At 64.3% G+C, this 23,636-nt stretch carries 26 protein-coding genes; 4 read left to right on the forward strand and 22 right to left on the reverse strand.

Annotated features, from left to right (window positions below):
• Positions 1 to 3: 3 nt before the first annotated feature.
• The 3 genes from A9D15_RS10275 to A9D15_RS10285 are packed head-to-tail and all read right to left on the reverse strand — an operon-like array spanning position 4 to position 3,098.
• Positions 4 to 1,605 carry a DHA2 family efflux MFS transporter permease subunit gene (locus A9D15_RS10275; RefSeq protein WP_066764607.1) on the reverse strand — a complete coding sequence of 534 codons (1,602 nt, stop codon included), beginning with the start codon at positions 1,603 to 1,605 and terminating at the stop codon, positions 4 to 6.
• Positions 1,598 to 2,659 (reverse strand): HlyD family secretion protein, encoded by a 1,062-nt coding sequence (locus tag A9D15_RS10280; RefSeq protein WP_066764608.1) that lies wholly within the window; start codon positions 2,657 to 2,659, stop codon positions 1,598 to 1,600. The genes A9D15_RS10275 and A9D15_RS10280 overlap by 8 nt, the downstream gene beginning before the upstream one ends.
• Complete coding sequence (locus tag A9D15_RS10285) at positions 2,652 to 3,098, reverse strand: MarR family winged helix-turn-helix transcriptional regulator (protein ID WP_066764612.1); 447 nt, start codon at positions 3,096 to 3,098, stop codon at positions 2,652 to 2,654. Before A9D15_RS10285 ends, A9D15_RS10280 begins: the two co-directional genes overlap by 8 nt.
• 282 nt (positions 3,099 to 3,380) lie before the next feature.
• On the opposite strand from A9D15_RS10285, the gene acnA reads away from it, so the two are divergent.
• Positions 3,381 to 6,062, forward strand: a complete 2,682-nt coding sequence (gene acnA / locus A9D15_RS10290; protein ID WP_066764614.1) for an aconitate hydratase AcnA — start codon at positions 3,381 to 3,383, stop codon at positions 6,060 to 6,062.
• 76 nt (positions 6,063 to 6,138) lie between these two features.
• On the opposite strand, the gene A9D15_RS10295 is transcribed toward acnA, so the two are convergent.
• Positions 6,139 to 6,585: a globin domain-containing protein gene (locus A9D15_RS10295; RefSeq protein ID WP_066764616.1), complete on the reverse strand. Its 447-nt coding sequence runs from the start codon at positions 6,583 to 6,585 to the stop codon at positions 6,139 to 6,141.
• A 77-nt stretch (positions 6,586 to 6,662) separates the two neighbouring features.
• On the opposite strand from A9D15_RS10295, the gene A9D15_RS10300 reads away from it, so the two are divergent.
• Complete coding sequence (locus A9D15_RS10300; RefSeq protein ID WP_066764617.1) at positions 6,663 to 7,067, forward strand: RrF2 family transcriptional regulator; 405 nt, start codon at positions 6,663 to 6,665, stop codon at positions 7,065 to 7,067.
• On the opposite strand, the gene A9D15_RS10305 is transcribed toward A9D15_RS10300, so the two are convergent.
• From A9D15_RS10305 to A9D15_RS10375, 15 genes are all read right to left on the reverse strand, one after another.
• Positions 7,064 to 8,497, reverse strand: a complete 1,434-nt coding sequence (locus A9D15_RS10305; RefSeq protein WP_066764620.1) for a helicase HerA domain-containing protein — start codon at positions 8,495 to 8,497, stop codon at positions 7,064 to 7,066. The genes A9D15_RS10300 and A9D15_RS10305 overlap by 4 nt on opposite strands.
• Before the next feature lie 51 nt (positions 8,498 to 8,548).
• A complete protein-coding gene (locus tag A9D15_RS10310) occupies positions 8,549 to 8,860 on the reverse strand; it encodes a UrcA family protein (protein ID WP_172807514.1) in 312 nt (103 codons plus the stop codon).
• Between the two features lie 162 nt (positions 8,861 to 9,022).
• Positions 9,023 to 10,054, reverse strand: a complete 1,032-nt coding sequence (gene ruvB, locus A9D15_RS10315; RefSeq protein WP_066764622.1) for a Holliday junction branch migration DNA helicase RuvB — start codon at positions 10,052 to 10,054, stop codon at positions 9,023 to 9,025.
• Positions 10,055 to 10,100: 46 nt separating this feature from the next.
• Positions 10,101 to 10,964 carry a phosphatase PAP2 family protein gene (locus A9D15_RS10320; protein ID WP_156521740.1) on the reverse strand — a complete coding sequence of 288 codons (864 nt, stop codon included), beginning with the start codon at positions 10,962 to 10,964 and terminating at the stop codon, positions 10,101 to 10,103.
• Positions 10,965 to 11,270: 306 nt separating this feature from the next.
• Positions 11,271 to 11,816 (reverse strand): DsrE family protein, encoded by a 546-nt coding sequence (locus A9D15_RS10325; protein ID WP_066764626.1) that lies wholly within the window; start codon positions 11,814 to 11,816, stop codon positions 11,271 to 11,273.
• A 22-nt stretch (positions 11,817 to 11,838) separates the two neighbouring features.
• Complete coding sequence (ruvA, locus tag A9D15_RS10330; protein WP_066764628.1) at positions 11,839 to 12,441, reverse strand: Holliday junction branch migration protein RuvA; 603 nt, start codon at positions 12,439 to 12,441, stop codon at positions 11,839 to 11,841.
• A gap of 77 nt (positions 12,442 to 12,518) precedes the next feature.
• Positions 12,519 to 13,031, reverse strand: coding sequence for a nucleoside deaminase (locus A9D15_RS10335; RefSeq protein WP_066764629.1), 513 nt, complete (start codon positions 13,029 to 13,031; stop codon positions 12,519 to 12,521).
• Complete coding sequence (locus tag A9D15_RS10340; RefSeq protein ID WP_066764630.1) at positions 13,031 to 13,369, reverse strand: hypothetical protein; 339 nt, start codon at positions 13,367 to 13,369, stop codon at positions 13,031 to 13,033. The genes A9D15_RS10335 and A9D15_RS10340 overlap by 1 nt, the downstream gene beginning before the upstream one ends.
• A gap of 82 nt (positions 13,370 to 13,451) precedes the next feature.
• On the reverse strand, positions 13,452 to 13,922 hold the full coding sequence (gene ruvC / locus A9D15_RS10345; RefSeq protein ID WP_066764631.1) for a crossover junction endodeoxyribonuclease RuvC: 471 nt from the start codon (positions 13,920 to 13,922) through the stop codon (positions 13,452 to 13,454).
• A 7-nt stretch (positions 13,923 to 13,929) separates the two neighbouring features.
• Positions 13,930 to 14,280 carry a DUF3147 family protein gene (locus A9D15_RS10350; protein WP_066764632.1) on the reverse strand — a complete coding sequence of 117 codons (351 nt, stop codon included), beginning with the start codon at positions 14,278 to 14,280 and terminating at the stop codon, positions 13,930 to 13,932.
• Positions 14,280 to 15,023, reverse strand: a complete 744-nt coding sequence (locus A9D15_RS10355) for a YebC/PmpR family DNA-binding transcriptional regulator (protein ID WP_066764633.1) — start codon at positions 15,021 to 15,023, stop codon at positions 14,280 to 14,282. The genes A9D15_RS10350 and A9D15_RS10355 overlap by 1 nt, the downstream gene beginning before the upstream one ends.
• Before the next feature lie 75 nt (positions 15,024 to 15,098).
• Positions 15,099 to 17,702, reverse strand: a complete 2,604-nt coding sequence (metH, locus tag A9D15_RS10360) for a methionine synthase (RefSeq protein ID WP_066764635.1) — start codon at positions 17,700 to 17,702, stop codon at positions 15,099 to 15,101.
• Complete coding sequence (locus A9D15_RS10365) at positions 17,702 to 18,763, reverse strand: homocysteine S-methyltransferase family protein (RefSeq protein WP_066764637.1); 1,062 nt, start codon at positions 18,761 to 18,763, stop codon at positions 17,702 to 17,704. The genes metH and A9D15_RS10365 overlap by 1 nt, the downstream gene beginning before the upstream one ends.
• Positions 18,760 to 19,695 carry a methylenetetrahydrofolate reductase [NAD(P)H] gene (gene metF, locus A9D15_RS10370; protein WP_066764639.1) on the reverse strand — a complete coding sequence of 312 codons (936 nt, stop codon included), beginning with the start codon at positions 19,693 to 19,695 and terminating at the stop codon, positions 18,760 to 18,762. The genes A9D15_RS10365 and metF overlap by 4 nt, the downstream gene beginning before the upstream one ends.
• Entirely contained in the window at positions 19,692 to 20,708 is a 1,017-nt protein-coding gene (locus A9D15_RS10375; protein WP_066764641.1) for an ArsR/SmtB family transcription factor, read from the reverse strand. The genes metF and A9D15_RS10375 overlap by 4 nt, the downstream gene beginning before the upstream one ends.
• 141 nt (positions 20,709 to 20,849) lie before the next feature.
• Between A9D15_RS10375 and A9D15_RS10380 the strand changes: the two genes are divergently transcribed.
• Positions 20,850 to 21,131, forward strand: a complete 282-nt coding sequence (locus A9D15_RS10380) for a hypothetical protein (protein WP_066764643.1) — start codon at positions 20,850 to 20,852, stop codon at positions 21,129 to 21,131.
• Between the two features lie 5 nt (positions 21,132 to 21,136).
• Positions 21,137 to 21,310 carry a hypothetical protein gene (locus tag A9D15_RS16560; protein WP_156521741.1) on the forward strand — a complete coding sequence of 58 codons (174 nt, stop codon included), beginning with the start codon at positions 21,137 to 21,139 and terminating at the stop codon, positions 21,308 to 21,310.
• A 24-nt stretch (positions 21,311 to 21,334) separates the two neighbouring features.
• Here the strand turns inward: A9D15_RS16560 and arfB are convergent, their stop codons facing one another.
• The 3 genes from arfB to A9D15_RS10395 are packed head-to-tail and all read right to left on the reverse strand — an operon-like array spanning position 21,335 to position 23,629.
• Entirely contained in the window at positions 21,335 to 21,757 is a 423-nt protein-coding gene (gene arfB / locus A9D15_RS10385; protein WP_066764644.1) for an alternative ribosome rescue aminoacyl-tRNA hydrolase ArfB, read from the reverse strand.
• On the reverse strand, positions 21,750 to 22,418 hold the full coding sequence (locus tag A9D15_RS10390) for an RluA family pseudouridine synthase (RefSeq protein WP_066764646.1): 669 nt from the start codon (positions 22,416 to 22,418) through the stop codon (positions 21,750 to 21,752). Before A9D15_RS10390 ends, arfB begins: the two co-directional genes overlap by 8 nt.
• Positions 22,415 to 23,629 carry a pyridoxal phosphate-dependent aminotransferase gene (locus A9D15_RS10395; protein WP_066764647.1) on the reverse strand — a complete coding sequence of 405 codons (1,215 nt, stop codon included), beginning with the start codon at positions 23,627 to 23,629 and terminating at the stop codon, positions 22,415 to 22,417. Before A9D15_RS10395 ends, A9D15_RS10390 begins: the two co-directional genes overlap by 4 nt.
• Positions 23,630 to 23,636 lie beyond the last annotated feature (7 nt).

Raw genomic sequence — 23,636 nt, forward strand, 5'->3', positions numbered from 1 at the left:
GGTTTAATGCGGGATATCGCCTGACGGCGGTGCCGCGGCGGGTTTCGGCTTGCGAGTGAACACGATCAGCGGGATCGCGGCCCAGCAGATGATCGCCATGAACCAGAAATCGTTGAGGTAGGAAATCATCGCTGCCTGTTTGGTGACGATGCCGTTGACCACGCTCAGCGCGCCTTGCGAGATCTGGCCCGTTGACGACAGCCGCTCGACATCCACGGGGAACGAGTACTGCGTGATTCGCGCGCCCAGTTCGGCATGGTTCACCTGTATGTTCCGCGACAAAAGCACGGTGCAGACGGCAAGCCCGATCGACTGGCCGATGTTGCGGATGAGGTTCAGCAGGCTAGTCGCGTGGGTGCGAAGGTGCCCCGGCAACGTCGCGAAGGCGAGGATGTTGAGCGGCATGAACAGGAAGCTGAAGCCCACGCCCTGGACCAGCCCGGCCAGGAAGATATCGGTCGCGGGCATGTCGATGGTCCACCCCGTCATCATCCACATCGACCCGCCGGAAATGCCAAGCCCGATGGCGAGTGCCAGACGTGCGTCGAGCTTTGCGATCAGCGAACCGATGAAAGTCATCGAGAGCAGCATCCCCAGCCCGCGCGGGATCAGCAGCCAGCCGGCATCGATCGCCGGGTAGCCATAGATCTGCTGCAACAGGCCCGGCAGCAGCGCCATGACCGACATCGTCACGGTGCCGAAGATGAAGGTGAAGAATACGCAGAGAACGAGGTTCATGTCCGTGAACAGCTCGCGCGGGAAGATCGAATCCTTCTTCATGAACAGGTGGACGCCCGCCATCCAGAACGCGGCCAGCGCCATGACAGCATAGATCACGATCTCCGCTGACGAAAACCAGTCTTCCCCCTGGCCGCGATCGAGCATCAGCTGCAACGCAGCGACCGCCACGCCAAGCAGCGCCCAGCCACGGAAATCGAACTGCTGACGCGCGCCTTGCAGGTTGGGAAGCATCGTGAAAAGTACGAGCCCGGTGATGATCCCGACCGGCAGGTTGATCAGGAAGACCCAGTGCCAGCTGAAATTTTCGGTGATGTAACCGCCAAGGACCGGCCCGATGATCGGACCCAGCAGCACGCCCTGGCTGTAGATGATCATCATCCGGGGTCGCTCTTCCTCGCTGCTCGCGTCGAGCAGGACCGTTTGCGCGAGGGGGGCAAGAAATGCGCCTGCCAATCCCTGCAGCACGCGGAATCCGACGATCTGCGGCATGTTCTGCGCGAGGCCGCACAGGACCGAGGCGAAAGTGAAGGCCGCCACGGAGAACACGAATACCGTGCGCAGGCCCAGCCGGTTCACCAGCCAGCCCGTCGCCGGGAGCGCGATGGCCGAGGCAAGGACGTAGCTGGTCAGCACCCATGTGATCGTGTCGGTCGTCGCGCCTAATGAGGCCTGCATGTGGGGCAGGGCGACATTGGCGATCGTGGTGTCGAGAACCTGCATGATCATCGCCGCCATCGCACCGCCGATCAGCAGCGGGCGATTGGAAACGACGAGCCGCGCCGCGCCCGGTGCCGGACGCGGGGCGGGCGGCGGGGAGGACTGCGATGGGGCACCGCGATCAGGCAGGGCGGCGGCGTCACTCATCGCCGGTGTAGACCGTCACCTCTGTCGATAGACCCGAAATCAGCGGGCGGCTGGACTTTTGGTCGATGGCGATGCGCACCGGCACGCGCTGCGTGATCTTCACCCAGTTGCCCGTCGCGTTCTGGGCCGGAAGGACGGAAAACTCCGAACCCGTGCCCGCGCCGATCGAATCGACATGGCCGGTGAGTTCCAGATCGGGATAGGCATCGAAGGTAATCCGCGCCTTCTGGCCCGGACGCATCTGTGTAAGGTCCGTTTCCTTGAAGTTCGCTTCGACCCGCGCACCTTCGTCCCGCACGATCGACAGCATGGGAAGGGCGGCCATCGCCGACTGGCCCACGTTCAGGCGCGAAACTTGCGTGACGCGCCCGTCGACAGGTGCGCGGACAACGGTGCGGTCAAGGTTGAGGCGGGCCTGGCTGAGCGCGGCGCGGCCAGCCGCGACTTCGGGATTGACGCCGGGAACCTGCGATCCGGTGGCAAGCTGGGCTTTCGCCTTGGCGACATCGGCCTGCAGTGCCTGAAGCTGGTCACGCGCGCTGGCGACCGCGTGGGTCGCCGCGTCCATGCGGGCACGGGTGTTGAAGCCGCGGTCCATCAGTTCCTTTTCGCGCCGGTAGTTCGCCTGCGCGAGGGCAAGATCGTCGCGTGCCCCTGCAAGGTCGGCCGCCGTCGCATCGACGTCGGCTCCCAGTGCGGTCACGCGCGCCTGCGCCGCCGCGATCTGGGCATTGGCCTGGCTGACCGCGTTTTCGTATTCGCTGGGGTCTATCTCGAACAAAATATCGCCCGCCTTCACGATCTGGTTCTCTTTCACGTGAACTTTCGTGATCTTACCCGGCACTTCGCTGGCGACAGAGACGATGTCGAGCTTCAGATAGGCATTGTCGGTCGCGACTTCGCCGGGGTGGCCGAACCAGTAGTAGAGCCCGCACGCCACGATCAGCACAGGTACGCCGAGCATCAGCAGAGCCTTGCGCCAGCGCGGGACCGGTTTCTTTGCAGGAGCAGCGGTATCCGCCAGCGGCATGGTCTGGGGATCGGCCTCAGCCATTGACGGCTTCCTCCCTGTCGCAGTCGAATACGAGATTGTCGCGCACGCGGCCAAGCAGCGTTTCGAGCGCCGAGCGTTCCTCGGGGGTCAGCCCTTCGAGCGCGGTTTCCAGCATGTCGGTGATCGGCGCGTCGATCCGGTGAAGCAGGCGTTGGCCTTCGTCGGTAACGTGGATGCGCCATGCGCGGCGGTCGTTCGGGTCGGCGCGACGCTCGACAAGGTCGGCGGCGACCATGCGGTCGATCATACGGCCTGCGGTGATCGGTTCGACTTCGAGCAGGCTGGCCAGCGTCGACTGGTTGATACCCGGATGGCGCCGGATATTGAGAAGGACGCGCACCTGCGCGCCGGTAATGCCCGCCGGGCGGCTGAAAACGTCGATCCGCTTGCGGAAAAGCCGCCCGATGTCGTTGGCGAGATAGCCGATATTCGTGTCCATGGCGGCAAAACTAATAGCACTGCTTATATTATGCAAGTTTGCCATAACTGTTGAGGGGTAAATTAGCCCCTCTAACATTGCAATTGCGTTGCAGCAGCATCTGCGGGAACGAAATGCCGCAGGTCGGGCGGAATCGGCGCTTATCCGACAATAGGCTGCCTTGACGTAGCGCCAATCTGCGCGCATCGCGCCCACGCACGTTAGCAATCGCAACACGGTAAACGCGGGCGAATCGGCATACTGCCTCCCGCCCGCGACCGGTAAGCCAAGGGGAAGCACCGCATGACCGCAGTCGGCAAGGACACGCTCGGCACCCGTTCGACGATGACCGTCGGGGGCAAGGAATATGCCTACTACTCGCTCAAGAAGGCAGGGGAAAAGCTCGGCGACGTCAGCCGGCTTCCGTTCTCGCTCAAGGTCCTTCTCGAAAACATGCTCCGGTTCGAGGATGACGGCTTCACCGTCTCCGAAGGCGACGCCAAGGCGATCGTCGACTGGATGAACGACCCCACCGGTCCGCACCCGGAAATCCAGTATCGCCCGGCCCGCGTCCTGCTTCAGGACTTCACCGGCGTTCCCTGCGTGGTCGACCTTGCCGCCATGCGCGACGCGATCGCCAAGCTTGGCGGCGACACGCAGAAGATCAACCCGCAGGTTCCCGTGAACCTCGTGATCGACCACTCGGTCATGGTCGACGAATTCGGCCACCCCAAGGCGTTCGAAAAGAACGTCGAGCTTGAGTACCAGCGCAACGCGGAACGGTACGACTTCCTCAAGTGGGGCGCGAAGAGCCTCGACAACTTCTACGCCGTGCCCCCGGGCACCGGCATCTGCCACCAGGTGAACCTTGAACACATCGGCAAGGGCGTCTGGACGTCCAACGACGAAAGCGGCGCGGTCGTGGCATACCCCGACACTTGCGTCGGTACCGATTCGCACACCACGATGATCAATGGCCTGGGCGTTCTGGGCTGGGGCGTTGGCGGGATCGAGGCGGAAGCCGCGATGCTCGGCCAGCCGGTCTCGATGCTGATCCCCGAAGTCGTAGGCTTCAAGCTGACGGGCGAGATGGCCGAAGGCATCACCGCCACCGACCTCGTGCTGACCTGCGTTCAGATGCTGCGCGAAAAGGGCGTCGTCGGCCGCTTCGTCGAATTCTACGGCGAAGGTACCGCGAAGCTTTCCCTCGCCGACCGTGCGACGATCGCCAACATGGCGCCCGAATATGGCGCGACCTGCGGCTTCTTCGGCGTCGACGACAAGACGCTCGAATACATGCGCCTTACCGGTCGTCCGGAAGAAGAAATCGCACTGGTCGAGGCTTACTCGAAGGAACAGGGCCTCTGGTTCTCGCCCTCGAACCCCGACCCGGTCTTCACGGATACGCTGCAGCTCGACATGGGCAGCGTCGTCCCCTCGCTTGCCGGCCCCAAACGCCCGCAGGACAAGGTCGCGCTCGACCGCGTGGACGAACTGTTCAATGGCGACCTCGAAAAAATCTACAAGAAGGCATCGGCCCAGCGCGTCGGCGTTGACGGCAAGGATCACGACATCGGTGACGGCGACGTCGTCATCGCCGCGATCACCAGCTGCACCAACACCTCGAACCCCAGCGTTCTGGTCGCCGCCGGTCTCGTCGCCAAGAAGGCCCATGAAAAGGGCCTGACGCCCAAGCCGTGGGTGAAGACCTCGCTGGCTCCTGGCTCGCAGGTCGTAACCGACTACCTCGTAAAGGCTGGCCTGCAGGACCACCTCGACGCGATCGGGTTCGATCTCGTCGGTTATGGCTGCACCACCTGCATCGGCAACTCCGGCCCGCTGGCAGAGCCGATCTCGAAGGCGATCAACGGCAACGACATCGTCGCCGCCTCGGTTCTTTCGGGTAACCGCAATTTCGAAGGCCGCGTGTCGCCCGACGTTCGCGCCAACTTCCTCGCATCGCCGCCGCTCGTCGTCGCCTATGCGCTGAAGGGCACGGTGACGGAAGACATCACCACGACCCCGATCGGCACCGGCAGCGACGGCACCGACGTCTATCTCAAGGACATCTGGCCCACGAACCAGGAAGTCGCCGACCTCATGGCCGGCTCGATCAGCCGCGAGATGTTCCAGGCACGCTATGCCGACGTCTACAAGGGCGACGAGCATTGGCAGGCGATCAACGTCGAAGGTTCGGAAACCTACAGCTGGAACCCGACCTCGACCTATGTCGCCAACCCGCCGTACTTCGACGGCATGACGATGACGCCTGAGCCGGTCTCCGACATCATCGAAGCCAAGCCGCTGGCGATCCTGGGCGATTCGGTCACGACCGACCACATCAGCCCCGCCGGTTCGATCAAGGAAGACAGCCCCGCGGGCCGTTACCTGCGTGACCACCAGGTCGCGAAGGCGGACTTCAACTCCTACGGCTCACGCCGCGGCAACCACGAAGTCATGATGCGCGGCACGTTCGCCAACATCCGCATCAAGAACGAGATGGTCCCCGGCGTCGAAGGCGGCGAAACCGTCTATAACGGCGAGCAGATGGCGATCTACGACGCCGCTATGAAGCACAAGGAAGACGGCACTCCGCTGATCGTCGTCGCCGGCAAGGAATACGGCACCGGTTCGTCGCGCGACTGGGCGGCGAAGGGCACGATCCTTCTGGGCGTTCGCGCGGTCCTCGTCGAAAGCTTCGAGCGTATCCACCGCTCGAACCTCGTCGGCATGGGCGTGCTTCCGCTGCAGTTCAAGAACGGCGATACGCGCCAGAGCCTTGGCCTGACGGGTGACGATGCCTTCACGATCCGCGGCGTCGCGGGCATCAAGCCGCAGCAGGACGTGACGGTCGAAGTCACTCGCAAGGACGGTTCGACGTTCTCGTTCGACGTTCTCTGCCGCATTGATACGGCGAACGAGCTCGAATACTACAACAACGGCGGCATCCTGCACTACGTGCTGCGCAAGCTCGCCGCCGACTGATCGGCGCATAAAGCGACAAGAAAAGGGCTCGGTCCTTCGCTGGACCGGGCCCTTTTTCTTTGTGCAGCGGGTGCGATCAGGCCGCGGCGTTCTCCGCGTAGGCCTGCGCTTCGGCGGCGATCAGGATATCGGCGAGCATCCAGTACGCCTCGCCCCAGGCGCCCAGCACTTCGTCAGTCGCTGCATCGCCCAGGACGTCGCGGATCGCGGGCAGCAGGGCTTCGGCGACGAGCGGATAGTGCTCTGCCTTCACGCCGGTATCGACATGGCGTGCGACCATGCGCTGCACGGCGGGGCCAAGCGCCTGAAGCTTGTCGATGTTCTTGGCGTAAGCAAGGATCGCGCCTGCCAGCCGCTTGGGCTGTTCGCCGCTTCTCTGGGCGGCCTGGTCGAACATGGCCTTGACCTCGGCATTCTCGAACAGGCGCTCGTACATGCGGGTGGTGATGGCAACGCCGTGCTTTTCAAGCGCGGGCGCGGTGCTTTTGACGATCTCGATAGTCTGCTGTGAAACGGTACGCATAGTCACCCCTATAAGTGGTACTCATAATACCGGTATTATGGTTGCAGGATTTGTGCAAGCCCATTATAATTGAGGCCATGCAGCTGACGCTTCACACCGATCTTGCTCTACGCCTGCTTATCGCCGCGACGCGAAGCGGGGATACGCCGGTTTCGCTTCCCGCGTTTTCGGAAATGCACCGCGTCTCCTACAACCACGTCGCCAAAGTGGCGCAGGCACTGGTGCAGGCGGACTACCTCAAGTCGCAGCGCGGGCGCGGCGGCGGGATGCTGATGGCGAAAGACCCGCAGGACGTGACGATCGGTGCCGTCGTGCGGCGGATGGAGCCATCGATGCAGCTTGCCGATTGTCCCAATTGCGCGATCAATCGCGATTGTGCGCTGATCGATCCGCTGGACCAGGCGAAGCAGGCGTTTCTCGATGTGCTCGACCGGCAGACGCTCAAGGACATGGCGCGATCGATGCGCGCCGAACCGGCCTAGGCTGCCGCTTCCAGCGCAGGCACGGTGATCTTGCGCGCGCCGCCGAAGATCTCGCGCACCGCGATCAGGCCCTCCCTTTCGAAATGTTCGAGCAGGCGCCTTACGCGGCCCGGTGAACTGGTGCCATAAGCGCGGGCCAATTCTTCCTCATCCGGCGCGTCGCGGCCTTCCATTGCGCTGCGGGCGATGACGAGGAAAGGGGAAAGGACATCGTCGGGAATGTCGCTGGCGATGGAAAGCAGGCGCATGCGGCTTTCCTCGTCCACGCGGTCCAATCCGGCAAGCGCGCAGGCAAATTCGCGGCGAAACCCGATAAGGTCGAGCGGCGGAATGTGAATGCCCTTGGACCGGCAACCGGCCAGAAACGCCTGGTAAAGCGCGCTTGCGGGCTGGAACGGGCTTTTCGGATCGGATGCCAGCGCGGCGAGGATAGCGGCCACGGCCTCGGTCCGGTCCACCGGCTCTGCCGCCTGCCGCGCAGGGCTTTGCGACATGTCGGCCATCGTTTCGGCCAGGTCCTTTACCGGAGGCGCGGTGCGAACCGGCGCGGGCGGCGGGGCCTTGGCAGCGGCTTCCTCGACCAGCGATTCGGTCAAAAGTGCGGCCATGTCGGCTTTCGGAGCCTCGGGAAGCGGCATCAGGCCCGAAACCGCCGCCTTGTTGCCGGTGCGTACGGGCCCGATCTTCACCGTCACGGGACGGCGGCTGACCGCAGGGCCAAGGCCGACGAAGCTGCCACGCTGCAAGTCGCGGATACGCTCTGCCTGACGGCGTTCCATGCCGAGCAGGTCGGCGGCGCGAACCATGTCGATGTCGAGGAAGGTGCGGCCCATCAGGAAGTTGGACGCTTCGGCCGCGACATTCTTGGCCAGTTTCGCCAGACGCTGGGTCGCGACGATGCCCGCCAGCCCGCGCTTGCGGCCGCGGCACATCAGGTTCGTCATCGCCGAAAGCGTCAGGCGGCGGGTGTCTTCGGCCATTTCGCCCGCGGCGGCAGGCGCGAACATCTGCGCCTCGTCCACGACGACCAGCGCGGGATACCAGTGTTCGCGCGGCGCATCGAACAGCGCGTTCAGGAATATCGCGCAGGCCTTGATCTGCTGCTCGACCTCCAGCCCTTCGAGCGCGAGGACGACCGAGGCGCGGTGTTCGCGAACGCGCGAGCCGAGCGCCTCAAGCTCGCCTTGCGAATAGGAGGCGGCATCGACGACGACATGGCTGAATTCGTCGGCAAGGCTGACGAAGTCGCCTTCGGGGTCGATGACGATCTGCTGCACCATCCCGGCGCTTTCTTCCAAAAGCCTTCGCAGAAGGTGCGACTTGCCGGAGCCGGAATTGCCCTGCACCAAAAGGCGCGTGGCAAGCAGCTCTTCCATGTCGATGTGGACGGGGCGACCCGCCTCCTCGCCTATGACGATTTCGGCATTCACGCCCCCGCAGATACCCTGTCCGGGGGCGTGGCTGAAAGCTCCGGAACGCGGCTATCCCCCGTAGAGGACGCGTGCCTGTTCGGTTTGCTTCTTCTCAAGCTGCCGCATCGCGTCTTCAAGCGCGAGCTTGCGGCAGCCGTCCTCTTCGTCGAGCACGGCAGGGACGTTGGTATGGCGGTTGGAACAGACCTTGCGCATCGCCGACCGGATCGACTTCTTCACGCGCTCCATCTGCACCGGATCGGTAAGATCCACGCCGTCGAGCTCGATCTCGACGGTCCGCCCGTTGGGCTCGGCCGCCATGGCAGACCCCGATGCCAGCATCATCGAAAGGGCTGCAAGGGCACAGGTGATTGCTTTCATGTGTCTTCTCCTTGCGTTGAACCGGGGCGGTGCGGCACCCGGCATGACAAGAAGAGCAAAAGGGAACGCCTACCGTCGCGCGCGCATCGACGGCGGCCGCAGGGCTATCGACAATCGGCGTGACGATCCGACGAGCGACCGACAGCGCCCGTTCGGCGGCGATCAGTCCTCGAACAGCCCACCCTGCGGCATGGCGGAGCGGGGTGGGGTCAGGCCGAGGTGGGCCCAGCCGCGATCGTTGAGGCAGCGGCCGCGTGCGGTGCGGGCGACGAGGCCGAGCTGGATCAGGTAAGGCTCGATCACTTCCTCGATCGTGTCGCGCGGTTCGGACAGGCCCGCCGCCAGCGTTTCGACGCCCACCGGGCCGCCCTTGTAGATGTCGGCGATCATGTGGAGATAGCGCCGGTCCATCGCGTCGAGGCCGAGGCTGTCGACCTCAAGCCGGGTCAGCGCATCGTCGGCTAGTCTGCGTGTCACGGTATCGCTGCGTGCCACATCGGCGAAATCGCGCACGCGGCGCAGCAGGCGGCCTGCGACACGCGGGGTGCCGCGCGCGCGGCGGGCGATTTCTGTCGCGCCGTCGGGATCGATCTTGAGGCCGAGCAGAGTTGCCGCGCGGGTCACGACCTTTTCCAGTTCCTCGACCGTGTAGAAATTCAGCCGAACCGGAATGCCAAAACGATCGCGCAGCGGCGTCGTCAACAGGCCCTGCCGCGTCGTCGCGCCGACCAGCGTGAAAGGCGGCAGGTCGATCCGCACCGAACGCGCCGCCGGTCCTTCGCCGATGATGAGGTCGAGCGCGCGGTCCTCCATCGCGGGGTAGAGCACTTCTTCCACCACGGGGTTCAGCCGGTGAATCTCGTCGATGAACAGGACGTCGCCCGATTCAAGGTTCGTCAAAAGCGCGGCAAGATCGCCCGCCTTGGCGATGACGGGGCCGGAGGTGGCGCGAAAACCCACGCCCAGTTCCTTGGCCACGATCTGCGCCAGCGTCGTCTTGCCAAGGCCGGGAGGGCCGAAGAACAGGACATGGTCCATCGCCTCTGATCGGCCACGCGCAGCCTCGATAAAGACGCGCAGGTTTTCGCGCGCCGCTTCCTGCCCGACGAATTCGCGCAGCGATTTCGGGCGCAGCGCGGCGTCCGGGTCCTCCGGCTGGCGGTCGGGGGTCAGAAGGGGCGAAGGCTCCGCCATGTCTTGCGCGTGTCCACCTGTGCTGGCCGCGCTGGGCATGCGCGGGCTATTGAGGAAACAGTACCGGGGTATAGTCCGCTTGGGGGCGCAAGTCGTCCCTTGCCCACAGGTAATCCACGAACCGCCCGATGAAGTGCCACGCGACGCTGATCAGCACGATCGAGACGAACCCGTCGAGCATGTAGTGCCAAGCAAGGTGGACCGATCCGATCCACGTCACCGTCACGAAAGCCAGCGCGCACCAGCTGATCCAGTGCTTCCACCCCATTCGATATCGCAGGACGAGATAGAGCAGGAACGCCTGTCCGACATGGATCGAAGGCATGGCCGACACGCCCGAACCGAACTCGCCCTTGCCCATGCTCTCGATCAGCCAGTTCGCGATTTCGGGTGCCATCAGGTGCCGCTCGGCCGAAATCGCGTTCAGCCGGTCGAGCAGGGGCATGAAGTCGGTCCGGCCATAGTGATATTCGTAGAACACCGGGCCCGAGGACGAGAGCAGCGTGGCGAGGCCATAGCCGAGCACGACCCAGACGAAGACGCACCCCAACAGACCGCGCAGTTGCAGGCGCGTGTCCCACGACGCGATCATCCAGATGTAGAACGCAGCCGAGATCGGGAAGAACAGCGTGTAGATCCGGTCGATCACCTCGGTCGCGAAGGCAGAGCCGAAGACCGCATGGGTATAGACCCAGGCATCGTTACCGCCGAGCAACGTGCGTTCGAGGTCGACCAGCGCCGGATCGGCATAGAAATTGAGCGTCAGCGGGATCGTACCCTTCAACAGCGAGAAGCACTTGCCCGCCATGAGCACGAAGACCAGCAGCACGACCATGCGGACCAGCCACCACTTGTCGCGGCGCAGCAGGCGCTTGATCGTGGCGGCGGGATGCTTCGAGCCCTTCCGCATCAGCCGGAAGAGCACGACGAACAGCCAGCCGTAGATCGGGAAAGCTGAGGAAAAACAGGAAACGCGGGTCGGCCCAAAGGTTCGGCACGATGTCGAGCACCGGCGTGCCCGACTGGCGCGCGGCCCACAGGACCGTCAGCATGATGACGGCCAAGAGCAGGTAGTACCCGGGCTTCAGCCGCCCGAAGAGTTTGTCGCCAAGGTCCATCGCGGCCGGTCCGCTACCCTTTGATAACCATCACGGGGACCGGTCTAGCGGCGATTCCTCAACAAATGCCTACGCGGGCGGCGGCATTTGCGAAGGCGTCAGAACGGGTTGGCGGTGAACCCTTCGTGTTGCAGCAGGGCATGCGCGGTCATGGCCGAGAGCGCCATTTCGACTCCTTCCATCAGTTCGGCCTTGTCGATCCCGCTGGCCGTCGCGGACTGGCCGCAGACGATGAAGCGCACGTTGTGGGCGAGAAGCTGGCGGACGAGGTCGGCATTGGCGTTGGCCGCGCCGTCGTGGCGCTTGCCATAGGCCTCTTCCGACAGGACATCCTGCACCGCGCCGCCGTGAAGCACGATGGCAAGGTGGATGTTCTTTTCGGGCACGCCGTTTGCGACGTGCATGTTGATGAAGCGGGCAAGGCTTTCGAACTTGCGGTTGATCTTGCCATGATCTGCCGCGTCCGATGCGTCGAAGGCGACCTTGAAGAAGCTGCCCTGCGGGATCGGCATGTCGCTTTCGACGGCGGCATGGGGGCCGTATTCGGTGAAGACGGGGCCTTTTTCGAACTTGCTCATGTCCTGCCCCGCTGCCGGTGTTGCCGCGACCAGCATGGCCGCGATGCCCAAGGTCCAGATCTTCATTGCATGCTCTCCGTCGGTCGGATCAGCCCGCCGCTTTCTTGAGGGCCACACGGACAAGATCGTTGAGCCCGGCTTCCGTTCCCAATTCGGCTTGCGCATGGGCGACCGCTTCTGCGGCCAGCGCAGGCTTGAAGCCGAGGTTTTCGAGCGCCGACACCGCGTCCGCGCTCGACCCGCCGGCCGGGCTGATCATGCCGCCGCCAACGGAGGGCGCGCTTGGCAGGCCGCCAGCCTTGTCTTTCAGTTCGTTGACGATGCGCGCGGCCAATTTCGGGCCGACGCCGTTGGCGCGCGCGACCTGTTTCGCATCGCCATTGGCGCAGGCGCGCTGCAATTCCTCGGTGCTGAGGGCCGAGAGGATAGCGAGCGCGACCTTGCTGCCGACGCCTTGCACCAGTGTCAGCATGCGGAACCAGTCGCGCTCTCCTCCGCTGGCAAAGCCGATCAGGCGCATGTCGTTCTCGCTGACCTGCAGGTCGGTATAGACGGTGCAGGCCTCGCCCTTTTCGCCAAGCGCGGTCAGCGTGCGGGCGCTGCAATGGACGAGATAGCCGACGCCGCCGACATCGATCACGGCCCAGTCGAGCCCGCTTTCGTCCAGCCTTCCCGATAATTTCGCGATCATGGGGCCAACGCTAGCGCATGGCCGCAAGCGCGAAAACCGGAGGCCCGCGCCTATCCCCTGAGATCAATTCCTGATGGCTAGTCGTTGCCCTGCAAATCCTCGGGCACGTCGTCCCACGGGTGGAAATAGAGCGGGGCGCATTCGTCGGCGCGGACCCCGCCGGTCAGCGTCAGGTCGTCCTTGTAGGCATCGGCAATGAAGTCGAGCGTGGAGAGGTGCCGGTCTTCGAAATACATTTCGTGAACGTCATCGCGCCCCGCGCCGTACACCACCCGTGAAACACCCGCCCAGATCGAGGCCATCGTGCACATGCCGCAGGGCTGGAGCGTGGAATAGAGCGTTGCGCCCTCTACCCGCATTTCGCCTGCCGCCTGCCCCGCGGCGCGCAGGGCGACGATTTCGGCATGGGCAGTCGCGTCGCAGCACTCGGCGGTCCGGTTCACGCCGCTTGCCACAAGCTTGCCATCCATGACGACAAGCGCGGCGATCGGGGTGTCGGCAGGGTTGGTGCCCTTGGCCTCAACCGCGAGTTCGATGGCTTTCGCCATCCACGCACTGTCGTCAGATGCGTTCTGATCGGTTGAAGGCATCAAAGGCCGGGGATCGGAATGTCGGCAACGATACCGCAGGCAGCGGCAGACCCGGCGACTTTCAGCAGGACTTGTGGATCATCGAGGCTGGTCGCGACCGCGAAGAGCGAGCCGAACGTCAGCGGGCCGTCGGAATTGTAGTATCGCGCCGCATCGCTAAGCCGGTTGACCTGCCGCGTGCTCAGTTCACCGCGTAGGAATTCGGCCGCGCAGCCCGCCTCGCTGGACGACAGGCCATAACGCTGCAGCGCGTCGGAAATCTGGTAGCGGCTGGCCGTGCAGCCGGAGACGAGAGCGGCACCGATGACGGTGGCGGCGATGACGGGCACTTTGCGCATGCGGAGGGACCTTTTTCTGCGACACGGATGGAGATTGCTTTTCCAACGCGCAGGGGCCGTCAATGTTTCAAGCGGGCGGGGCTCAGTGCTTGCCCAGGTGCGCATGCGCGATGGCCACGGCCAGCGCATCGGCGGCGTCCGCGCCCTCGACTTTCGCCGTGGGCAGCAGAACCCGCAGCATCGCCTGAACCTGCGTCTTGTCGGCCGCACCCGTGCCCACGACCGATTTCTTCACCAGCCGCGCCGCGTGTTCGAATACCGGGATCGACCCGCGCCCGCAGGCGGCCAGCACGCTGCCGCGCGCCTGCGCCAGTTTCAGCGTGGAGTGCGGGTTCTTGTTGACGAAGACTTCCTCCACCGCCGCGACATCGGGGGCATAGGTCCCGATTACGGCATAGACCGCGTCGTGCAGGTGATGCAGCCGTGCGGCCATGTTCGCTTTTGCATCGGTCGCGATCTGGCCGTTGGCTACGTGAGACAGGCGCGGCCCGTCGACCCGGATGACGCCCCAGCCCGTGCAAGTGAGTGAAGGATCGAGGCCGAGGACCAGCAAGCGCGCGTCAGATCGGCAGGCCGAGCCGCGGGGCGGCAAGGCGCATGAGGCCGTAGAGCGCGACGGTCAGCACGCACCCGAGCGCCAGCGCGAGCCAGAAAGGCACCGCGTGGCGCAGCAGGAACGGAATGACCAGGAACATCGGCAGCGAGGGTAGCACGTACCAGAACGTAGCCGCGCTGTGACGCGCCATGTTTTCCGCATCGGGCTGGGCGTGCCACAGGAACATCATGCCCAGCACCGATACCAGCGGCAGCGACGCGACGAGGGCGGCCACCGTGGGCAGCCGCCGTCCAAGTTCGGCAATCGCCGCGATCATGACGCCGGCAAGCAGCGCCTTCGCGGCGAAAGTCCACATCAGTCGAGCTTTTCCATGACTTCGTCGGAAATTTCGTAATTCCCCCAGACGGTCTGGACATCGTCGTCGTCGTCAAGCGCGTCGACCAGCTTCAGCAGGGTCTGCGCAGTGCCTTCGTCGCAATCGACGGTGATGTTGGGCTTCCACGCCAGCTTGACGTTCTCCGCCTCGCCCAGCGCCTTTTCCAGCGCGCTCGACACTTCGTGCAGCGCTTCCATCTGGGTCCAGATGACGTGGCCGTCCTCGCTCGATTCGACGTCGTCGGCACCGGCTTCGATCGCAGCTTCGAGGACCTTTTCCTCGTCACCGATACTGGCCGGATACTCGATCATGCCGAGGCGCTCGAAACCGTGGGCAACTGCGCCCGATGCACCAAGGTTGCCGCCGTTCTTTGAAAACGCGGTGCGCACGTTGGTGGCGGTGCGGTTGCGGTTGTCGGTCAACGCCTCGACGATCAGCGCGACGCCGCCCGGGCCGTAACCTTCGTAGCGGACTTCTTCGTAGTCATCGCCTTCGTTTGCCGATGCCTTGTCGATCGCGCGCTGGATGTTGTCCTTGGGCATCGATTGGGCCTTGGCGTTGTTCACGGCCAGGCGCAGACGCGGGTTCATGTCGGGATCGGGCGCGCCCATCTTGGCGGCCACGGTGATCTCGCGCGAAAGCTTGGAGAACATGGCAGAGCGCTTTTTGTCCTGCGCGCCCTTGCGATGCATGATGTTCTTGAATTTGGAATGGCCGGCCATTGCCGCTGATCCTCGATTGTTCAGGTGTTCGTGCTTTGCCGCGCCCTTACACCGAGGGCGCGGCGTTGGGCAACATCAGTCTAGATTGGGCCTCAGCCAGCGTTCGGCCAACGCCACGTCGACCCCGCGCCGCGCGGCATAGTCTGCGACCTGGTCGGGCCCGATGCGCGCGACGCCGAAATACTGGCTGTCCGGATGCGCGAAGTAGAACCCGCTGACCGCTGCGGTGGGCAACATGGCGAAGCTTTCGGTCAGCGCGACGCCGGTATTGTCCTGCGCGGAAAGCAGGTCGAACAGCACGGGCTTCAGCGAGTGATCGGGGCAGGCCGGATAGCCGGGGGCAGGGCGAATGCCGCGATACTCTTCCTTGACAAGCGCTTCGTTGGTTAGCTGCTCGCCCTCCGCATAACCCCACAGGTTCGTGCGGACATGCTGGTGCAGGCGTTCGGCAAAGGCCTCGGCAAAACGGTCAGCGAGGGCCTTCAGCAGGATGTCCGAATAGTCGTCGTGCGCGGCGCGAAACGCCTCGATATGCGGGTCGATGCCGTGGATCGAGACGGCGAAGCCGCCGATCCAGTCACCATCGGAATCGATGAAGTCGGAGAGGCAGAAATTGGCGCGGTCGCGGCTCTTCTTCACTTGCTGGCGAAGGAAGGGGAGGCGCGTTCCGTCGTCCAGTATCACGTCGTCGCCATCGCGCCGACATGGCCAGAAGCCCGCGACGCCCTTGGCCGTCAGCCACTTCTCGCTGACGATCTTGTCCAGCATCGCCTTGGCATCGGCGTAAAGGTTGCGCGCGCTTTCGCCCACGATCTCGTCATCCAGAATGGCGGGATAAGTGCCCGCCAGTTCCCATGCGCGGAAGAACGGGGTCCAGTCGAAACATTCGACCAGATCGGCAAGGTCCCAGTCCTCGAACACGTGGACGCCGGGCTGTGCGGGGGCAGATGCCTTCAGCGCCATGTCCGCCACGAACCCGTTGTCGCGTGCCTCGGAAAGGGGGAGCAGCGCGCTTTGCCCCTTGTTGGCGCGTGCGACGCGGACCTTTTCGTATTCGTCCGCCGTCGCCTCGACGAAACCGTCACGCTGCGTGTCGGACAGGAGCTGCGATGCGACGCCGACCGCGCGGCTGGCGTCGAGAACGTGGATTACCGGGCCTTCATAGGCCGGATCGATCTTCAATGCGGTGTGCACCTTGCTCGTCGTCGCGCCGCCGATCAGCAGCGGGATGGTCATCCCGGCGCGCTGCATTTCCTCAGACACGGTCACCATCTCGTCCAGCGAAGGGGTGATGAGGCCCGAGAGGCCGATGATGTCGGCATCGTTTTCGTTCGCGGCCTGAAGAATAGTCGACCATGGCACCATGACGCCAAGATCGATCACTTCGTATCCGTTGCACTGCAGGACCACGCCGACGATGTTCTTGCCGATGTCGTGAACGTCGCCCTTTACGGTCGCCATGATGATGCGGCCCTTGGCCTTGGCGCCGGCTTCCTTCTCCGCCTCGATGAAGGGGATGAGGTGGGCGACGGCCTTCTTCATGACGCGGGCGGATTTGACGACCTGGGGCAGGAACATCTTGCCGCTGCCGAACAAGTCGCCGACGACGTTCATGCCGTCCATCAGCGGGCCTTCGATAACCTCGATCGGGCGGCCACCCGCATCGGAAATCGCGGCGCGCATTTCCTCGGTATCGTCGACGATATGCGCGTCGATGCCCTTGACCAGCGCATGCTCCAGCCGCTTTTCGACCGGATAGGACCGCCATTCGGCAGCCTGTTTCTCGGCCTCGACCGACTTGCCCTTGTAGCTTTCGGCAAGTTCGATCAGCCGTTCCGTCGCATCGGGGCGGCGCATGAGGATCACGTCCTCGCAAGCCTCGCGCAGCCTGGGTTCGATCTGGTCATAGACGTCGAGCTGGCCCGCGTTGACGATGGCCATGTCGAGGCCAGCGGGAATCGCGTGGTAGAGGAAGACCGAGTGCATTGCGCGGCGCACCGTCTCGTTCCCGCGGAAGGAGAACGAGAGGTTGGAAAGCCCGCCCGAATAGTGCGCGTGGGGGCACAGTTCGCGCAGTTCGGCCACCGCCTCGATGAAGTCGAGCGCATAGCGGTCATGTTCCTCGATCCCTGTCGCCACCGCAAAAACGTTGGGGTCGAAGATGATGTCCTCTGCCTGAAAGCCGATGCCGGTGAGCAGGTCGTAGGCGCGTTTGCAGATCTCGACCTTGCGCTGTTTCGTATCGGCCTGGCCCGTTTCGTCGAAGGCCATGACCACGACAGCCGCGCCGTAATCCATGCATTTGCGCGCTTGCTCAAGGAACGGCTCTTCGCCTTCCTTCATCGAGATCGAGTTCACGATGGGCTTGCCCGAAACGCACTTCAGGCCCGCTTCGATCACGTCCCATTTGGAACTGTCGATCATCACCGGCACCCGCGCAATGTCGGGTTCGGCGGCGATCAGTTTCAGGAAGGTGGTCATGGCGTGCTCTGCATCGAGCAGGCCTTCGTCCATGTTGACGTCGATCACCTGCGCACCGTTCTCGACCTGGCTGCGCGCGACTTCGACTGCGGCGGGATAGTCGTCCGCCATGATCAGCTTCTTGAACTTCGCAGAGCCGGTGACGTTGGTGCGTTCGCCGATATTGACGAAACGTGAGCTGTTCTGGGGTTCGGTCATCAGGCGGCCATGATAAAGGGTTCGAGGCCCGCAAGGCGGGTCTTGGTTTCAAGCGTCGGCAGCTTGCGCGGGGGCACGTCCGCGACCGCCTTCGCCATCGCGGCGATGTGTTCGGGCGAAGAGCCGCAGCAGCCCCCCAGCACGTTGACCTGCCCCGCGATCGCCCATTCGTGGACGAAGCCCGCGGTCGTGTCGGGCATCTCGTCATATTCGCCCAGTTCGTTGGGCAGGCCCGCATTGGGATAGATCATGATGTAGGTATCGGCGATCTGCGAAAGCGACTTCACGTGCGGGCGAAGCTGCGTCGCGCCGAAGCTGCAGTTGAGGCCGACGGTCAGCGGTTTCGCATGGCGCACCGCGTACCAGAACGCCTCGACCGTGTGGCCCGACAGGTTGCGGCCCGACAGGTCGGTCAGCGTCATCGACAACATGATCGGCACTTCGCGGCCCAGCTCTTTCTCGAGCTGTTTCACCGCCATGATTCCGGCCTTTGCGTTCAGCGTGTCGAACACGGTCTCGATCAGGATGAAATCTGCTCCGCCTTCGACCAGCGCGGCGGCCTGTTCGCGGTAAACTTGCGTCAGGTAGTCGAAATCGATCTCGCGGTAGCCCGGGTCGTTCACGTCGGGCGACAGCGAGAGCGTCTTGTTGGTCGGGCCAATGGCACCGGCGACAAAGCGGGGGCGCCCGTCCTTTGCCTCGAACTCGTCAGCGACCTTGCGGGCAAGGGCCGCGCTTTCGCGGTTGATCGCCTCGACCAGTGCTTCCGCGCCGTAATCGGCCTGGCTGATCTTGTTCGCCGAAAACGTGTTGGTCTCGGCAATGTCGGCACCGGCCTCGAAATAGGCGCGGTGGATCGCCTCCGGCACATCGGGACGCGTCAGGGCGAGAATGTCGTTGTTGCCCTTCTGCTCGTGAGAAAGGCCGAGATCGCCTGCGTAATCGGCCTCGACCAGACCCTTCGTCTGGATCTGCGTGCCGAACGCGCCGTCGGTGATGAGGATGCGGCTGGCTGCTTCTGCCTCGAAAAGGGCGCGGGCCTTGGATGGGGTGAGGGTCACTTGGCTTCTCCGGCCAGATTCGAAACAACAGGCCGCATGCCCAGTAGATGGCAGATCGCGTAGGACAGGTCCGCGCGGTTCAGCGTGTAGAAGTGGAAGTCGCGCACACCGCCTGCGTAGAGCGAGCGGCAGAATTCCGCCGCGATCGTCGCCGCGACCAGCTTGCGCGCGCCGGGGCGTTCGTCCAGCCCTTCGAACAGGCGGTCCATCCAGTCGGGGATCGCAGCCCCGCACATCGCCGCCATCTTGCGCGTCTGCGCGACGTTCGACACCGGCAGAATACCGGGGAGAACTGGCGCGGTGATGCCGTTGGCGAGAAGCTTTTCCCTGAATTCAAGGAAGCACTCCGGCGAGAAGAAGAACTGCGTGATCGCCCGGTCCGCGCCTGCGTCGATCTTGCGCTTCAGGTTGTCGATGTCCGCCTGCGGGCAACTGGCTTCGGGGTGGGTTTCGGGATAGGCCGCAACGCTGATCTCGAACGGGGCGATTTCCTTCAGGCCTGCGACCAGTTCGGCGGCGCTGGCATAGCCGTCGGGGTGGGGTTCGAACTTGCCGCCCGGCGTCGTGGGATCACCGCGTAGCGCGACGATGTGGCGCACGCCTTCTTCCCAGTACTGTTCGGCCACGGCGCGGATCTCGGCCTTGCTCGCCTCAACACACGTCAGGTGCGCGGCTGCGGGCAGTTTCGCTTGCCTAATGATGCGCGACACGGTGGCATGCGTGCGTTCGCGGGTCGAACCACCCGCGCCGTACGTGACCGATACGAAGGCGGGGTTCAGCGGGGCCAGCTTTTCGACCGCGTCCCAAAGCTGGGCTTCCATCTTTTCCGTTTTGGGAGGGAAGAATTCGAAGCTGACGTTCACGTCGCCGGGAAGATCGGCGAACAGGGGCAGGCCTGAAAGGCCCGCTTGGCTGGTCTCGGACTGGGTCATTTGCTGGCTTTTCTTCTGGTGTCGGTGCGCGCGGAAAGGCGGTGGAGCGACGAGGTCCGCCTGCCCGTCCAGATGCGGACGGTCAACTCGGAACCGGAAAGGGCGCTGTCCTCGATCGGTGCGAAACCTGCACCCTCTAGCAGCGTCTGCATCTGTGTGTCGGTGAAGCCCAGACGGGCATGGGCCTGTTCGGTGCGCAGGTCTTCACGTGCATGGGCGGCAAAATCGACGATGGCGATGCGGCCACCCGGCTTCGTGACGCGCGCGGCTTCGGCCAGCACGCGTTCGGGCGCCTGTGCATAGTGCAGGACCTGATGGAACAGGACCGTGTCGAAGCTTTCCGCCTCGAAAGGCAGTTCGAGGAAATCGCCCTGCAGCAGCGACAGGCGCGCAGGCGGCAGGTGCTGCAGCCGTGCGCGGGCGATGCGCAGCATTTCGGGGCACTTGTCGATGGCGGCGACGTGCTGCGCGCTGGGCGCATAAAGTTCGGCCATGCGTCCCGTGCCGGTGCCGATGTCGAGCAGGCGCCCCAAGGGAGCCGGTTCGTCATGCGCGTCGGCGACACCAAGCAGGCGGGTCAATTCGGCCTCCACCGCACCGTCGGGACTGTGCAGCGAACGCAACCGGTCCCACTCATCGGCATGACGGGCGAAGTATTTCTCTGCCGTTTCCTCGCGCGCGGAGCGGATGGCGGCAAGGCGCGCACGGTCGGCGGCGCAGACGTCGGCAAAGACCGCGTCTTCGTCCTCGGCCGCGGCAAGCAGGTCGTCTGCCCGCGCTGTCATGCCGTCGTCGTCATGGCCCGTGGCGCGCAGGAAGACCCAGCTGCCTTCCTTGCGCTTTTCGATCAGGCCCGCTTCGGTCAGGATGCGGACGTGGCGCGAAATGCGCGGCTGACTCTGTTCCAGCACGTCGGCCAGTTCGCCCACGGCCAGTTCCATGCGCGCAAGCAGGCGCAGCAGGCGCAGCCGCGTGGGGTCGTCGAGGGCGCTGATGAGGTCGAGCACGGTCATCGTGAGGCGGGCATATAAAGAAATCTTTATATGTTTGCAATGGTGCGCCGAAGCGCCCTTTCGCACGGCCCGGTTGCGATTGCAGGCGGGGCGGCGTTGCCCTAGAGAGGTCGCCTTATTTCCGCCACATGGAGGGAACCCATGAAAAAGATTGCACTCGTCGCGGCCTCGCTGGCCTTTGCCCTGTCCGCTTGCGGCTCGACCGACGATCCGGACGCACCGGCCGAGGCCGATACCGTCGAAATGCCCGCCGACGAAGTGATGACGCAGCCCGGCATGGACGAAGATCCCGCCGTCGATGCAGAAATGGCTGACGAAATGGGCGATGCTCCGGTGGTCGAGGAAACGACCGCTCCGGCCGATGACGCTGCCGATGCGGCGGCTGATGCTGCTGCCGATCTCGAAGCCGCGATGGCCGAGTAACACTGATGCGTTTCGCGCTTCCCGCCCTGAGCCTGCTGCTTCTTGCAGCTTGCGGCGGGGAGCCGGAACCTTCGGTTGCCCCCGCTGCGGATGAGGAACAGGTCCTGTCCGAAGCGGCGGAAATGCTGCCCGCCGAAACGCCGGCAGCGACGGAGAGCGAGATCGCTCCTCAAAATTGAGTTTGCAGGCCGCTATGGACCGAACTAATCCCAGCGGGTGACTTTGCCGCGACCGGCCTTCACCTCGCCGCGAGACTTTTTCCGTTTCAGGCGCTGCACTTTTCCAACGCGGTTCACGCGTGACTTTGCACGCTTTTTCGGTTCGACCTGCGCTTCGATCAGCAGTTCTGCTATCCGCTCTCGCGCGTCGGATCGGTTCTGTTCCTGCGTGCGGAAGCGGCGGGCATCGATGATGAGGTCGCCGCTGGCCGAAACCTTGCTTCCTGCCAGCGCCTTCAGACGGTGAAAGACCGTCGGCGTCAGGCCAAGCTTGTAGATGTTGACGCGCAGCTGCACTGCCGTCGCCACTTTGTTGACGTTCTGCCCGCCGGGGCCTGACGCGGCGATGAAACGTTCTTCGGCGAGGGCATGGGCCCGCGCCACCAAGGCGTCCTGTTCCTCAGACACCTGCCGCGTCGGGAATGGCGAAGCCGAGTCGCGCGAAATCGGCGGGCAGCGGCGCGCTCGCTTCGATCGGGGTCTTGCCTTCGCGGTGGACGATGAGCCCGCTGGCGTGGAGCATCGTGTGCGGCGCGCCCTTTCCAGTCCCGTAGATCGGATCGCCGAGCAGAGAGGCACCAAGGCCCGCCAGCGCGTGGATGCGGATCTGGTGCGTGCGGCCGGTCTCGGGCCGGAACTCGATCAGCGTCGTCCCGTCCTTTTCATCGAGCTTGCGCCAGTGGGTCAGCGAGGGCTTGCCCTTCTTCGCAGCGATCATGCGCCAGCCTGCGTCCTTGCTGCTGATCTTCGACAGCGACAGCGCGATCTCGCCTTCATCATCAGCCACGGTCCCGGCCAGCACGCCGAGATAGACCTTTTCGACTTGCCGGTCCTCGAACGCCTTGTTGAAGCGCTTCAAGGCCTTCGGATTGCGCGCCAGCAGCAGGCAGCCCGATGTATCGGTGTCGAGCCGGTGGACCGGCATGGGCGGGCGCTGGAAGCCCAGTTTCAGATCCTCGAGATGGTCTTCAAGGCTGCGTCCGCCTGCGCGGGGGCGTTCGATCGGCAGGCCTGCAGGCTTGTCGATGACGAGCGCTTCGCCGTCTTCGTAGAGAATGGGGATGGTCATAAGGCGGCTACGGCTTTCTCGATGCGGTCCATCGCTTCGGTCAATTGCGCTTCGCTGGCGGCGAAGCTGATACGGAAACCTGTCAGATCGCCCGTTTGTTCGCTTACACAATGCGTGCCCCCGAAGGCAGAGGCGGCGACGACGGCGACCCCGTGTTCGAGCAGGTGCAGCGCCAGTGCACCATCGTCGGCGACCTTATCGCCTATCAGCGGCGATGCGTCGATGAAGCAATAGAACGCGCCCTGCGGCACCGGCGTCGACAGGCCGGGAATGGCGTTGATGCGCGCGACAACAAGCTCGCGGCGGCGGCGGAATGTCTCGCGCCAGTCGGCCAGGAAATCCTGCGGCCCCTCGAAGGCGGCAACTGCGCCCGCCTGGCTGATCGAGCAGGGGTTGCCGCTTGAATGTGATTGCAGCTTCTCCATCGCGCGGATCAGCCATGCAGGGCCCGTCGCGACACCGATGCGTAAGCCGGTCATCGCGTGGCTTTTCGATACGCCCGATACGGTCAGCACGCGGTCCGCCAGGTCGGGGCGCAGCGCGGCCAGCGTTGCATGAGGCGCGCCGGTGTAGGTGAGCGGCGCATAGATATCGTCGCTCATCACCAGGACCTGCGGGTGACGATCCAGAACTTCGGCAATTGCGGTCAGGTCTTCTGCCGTGAACACCGCGCCGGTCGGGTTGGCCGGGCTGTTCATCAACAGCCAGCGGGTTCTCGGCGTGATAACTGCCTCAAGCTCTGCGGCGGAAAAGCGGAAGCCGTTCTCGGGCCGCGTCGGCAAGGGAACCACGGTCCCGCCTGCAAAGCGCACGATTTCAGGGTAGGACACCCACCACGGCGCGGGGATCACGACTTCGTCGCCCGGATCGATCGTCGCCATAAGAGCGTGGAAGATCGCCTGCTTGCCGCCCGCGCTGATCGTGACGTGCGACGGGTCGGTGTCGATGCCCAGATCGCGTTCGAAATGGAGCGCCGCGGCCCGTTTCATCGCGGCGGTGCCGCCGACGGGGGTATACCGCGTCTGTCCAGCGTCGAGCGCGGCCTTCATCGCCTCGACCACGTGGGCGGGCGTGTCGAAGTCCGGCTCGCCCACCGAGAGCGAGATGATGTCGCGGCCTTGCGCCCGCAATTCGGTCGCGCGATCGGTCATCGCGGTGGTCTGCGAAGGGGCTATCCGCTGCAGGGCGGCGGACAGGCGGGGTTCGGTCATGGCAAGA

This window comes from Croceicoccus pelagius, assembly GCF_001661915.1.
Lineage (GTDB): Bacteria > Pseudomonadota > Alphaproteobacteria > Sphingomonadales > Sphingomonadaceae > Croceicoccus > Croceicoccus pelagius.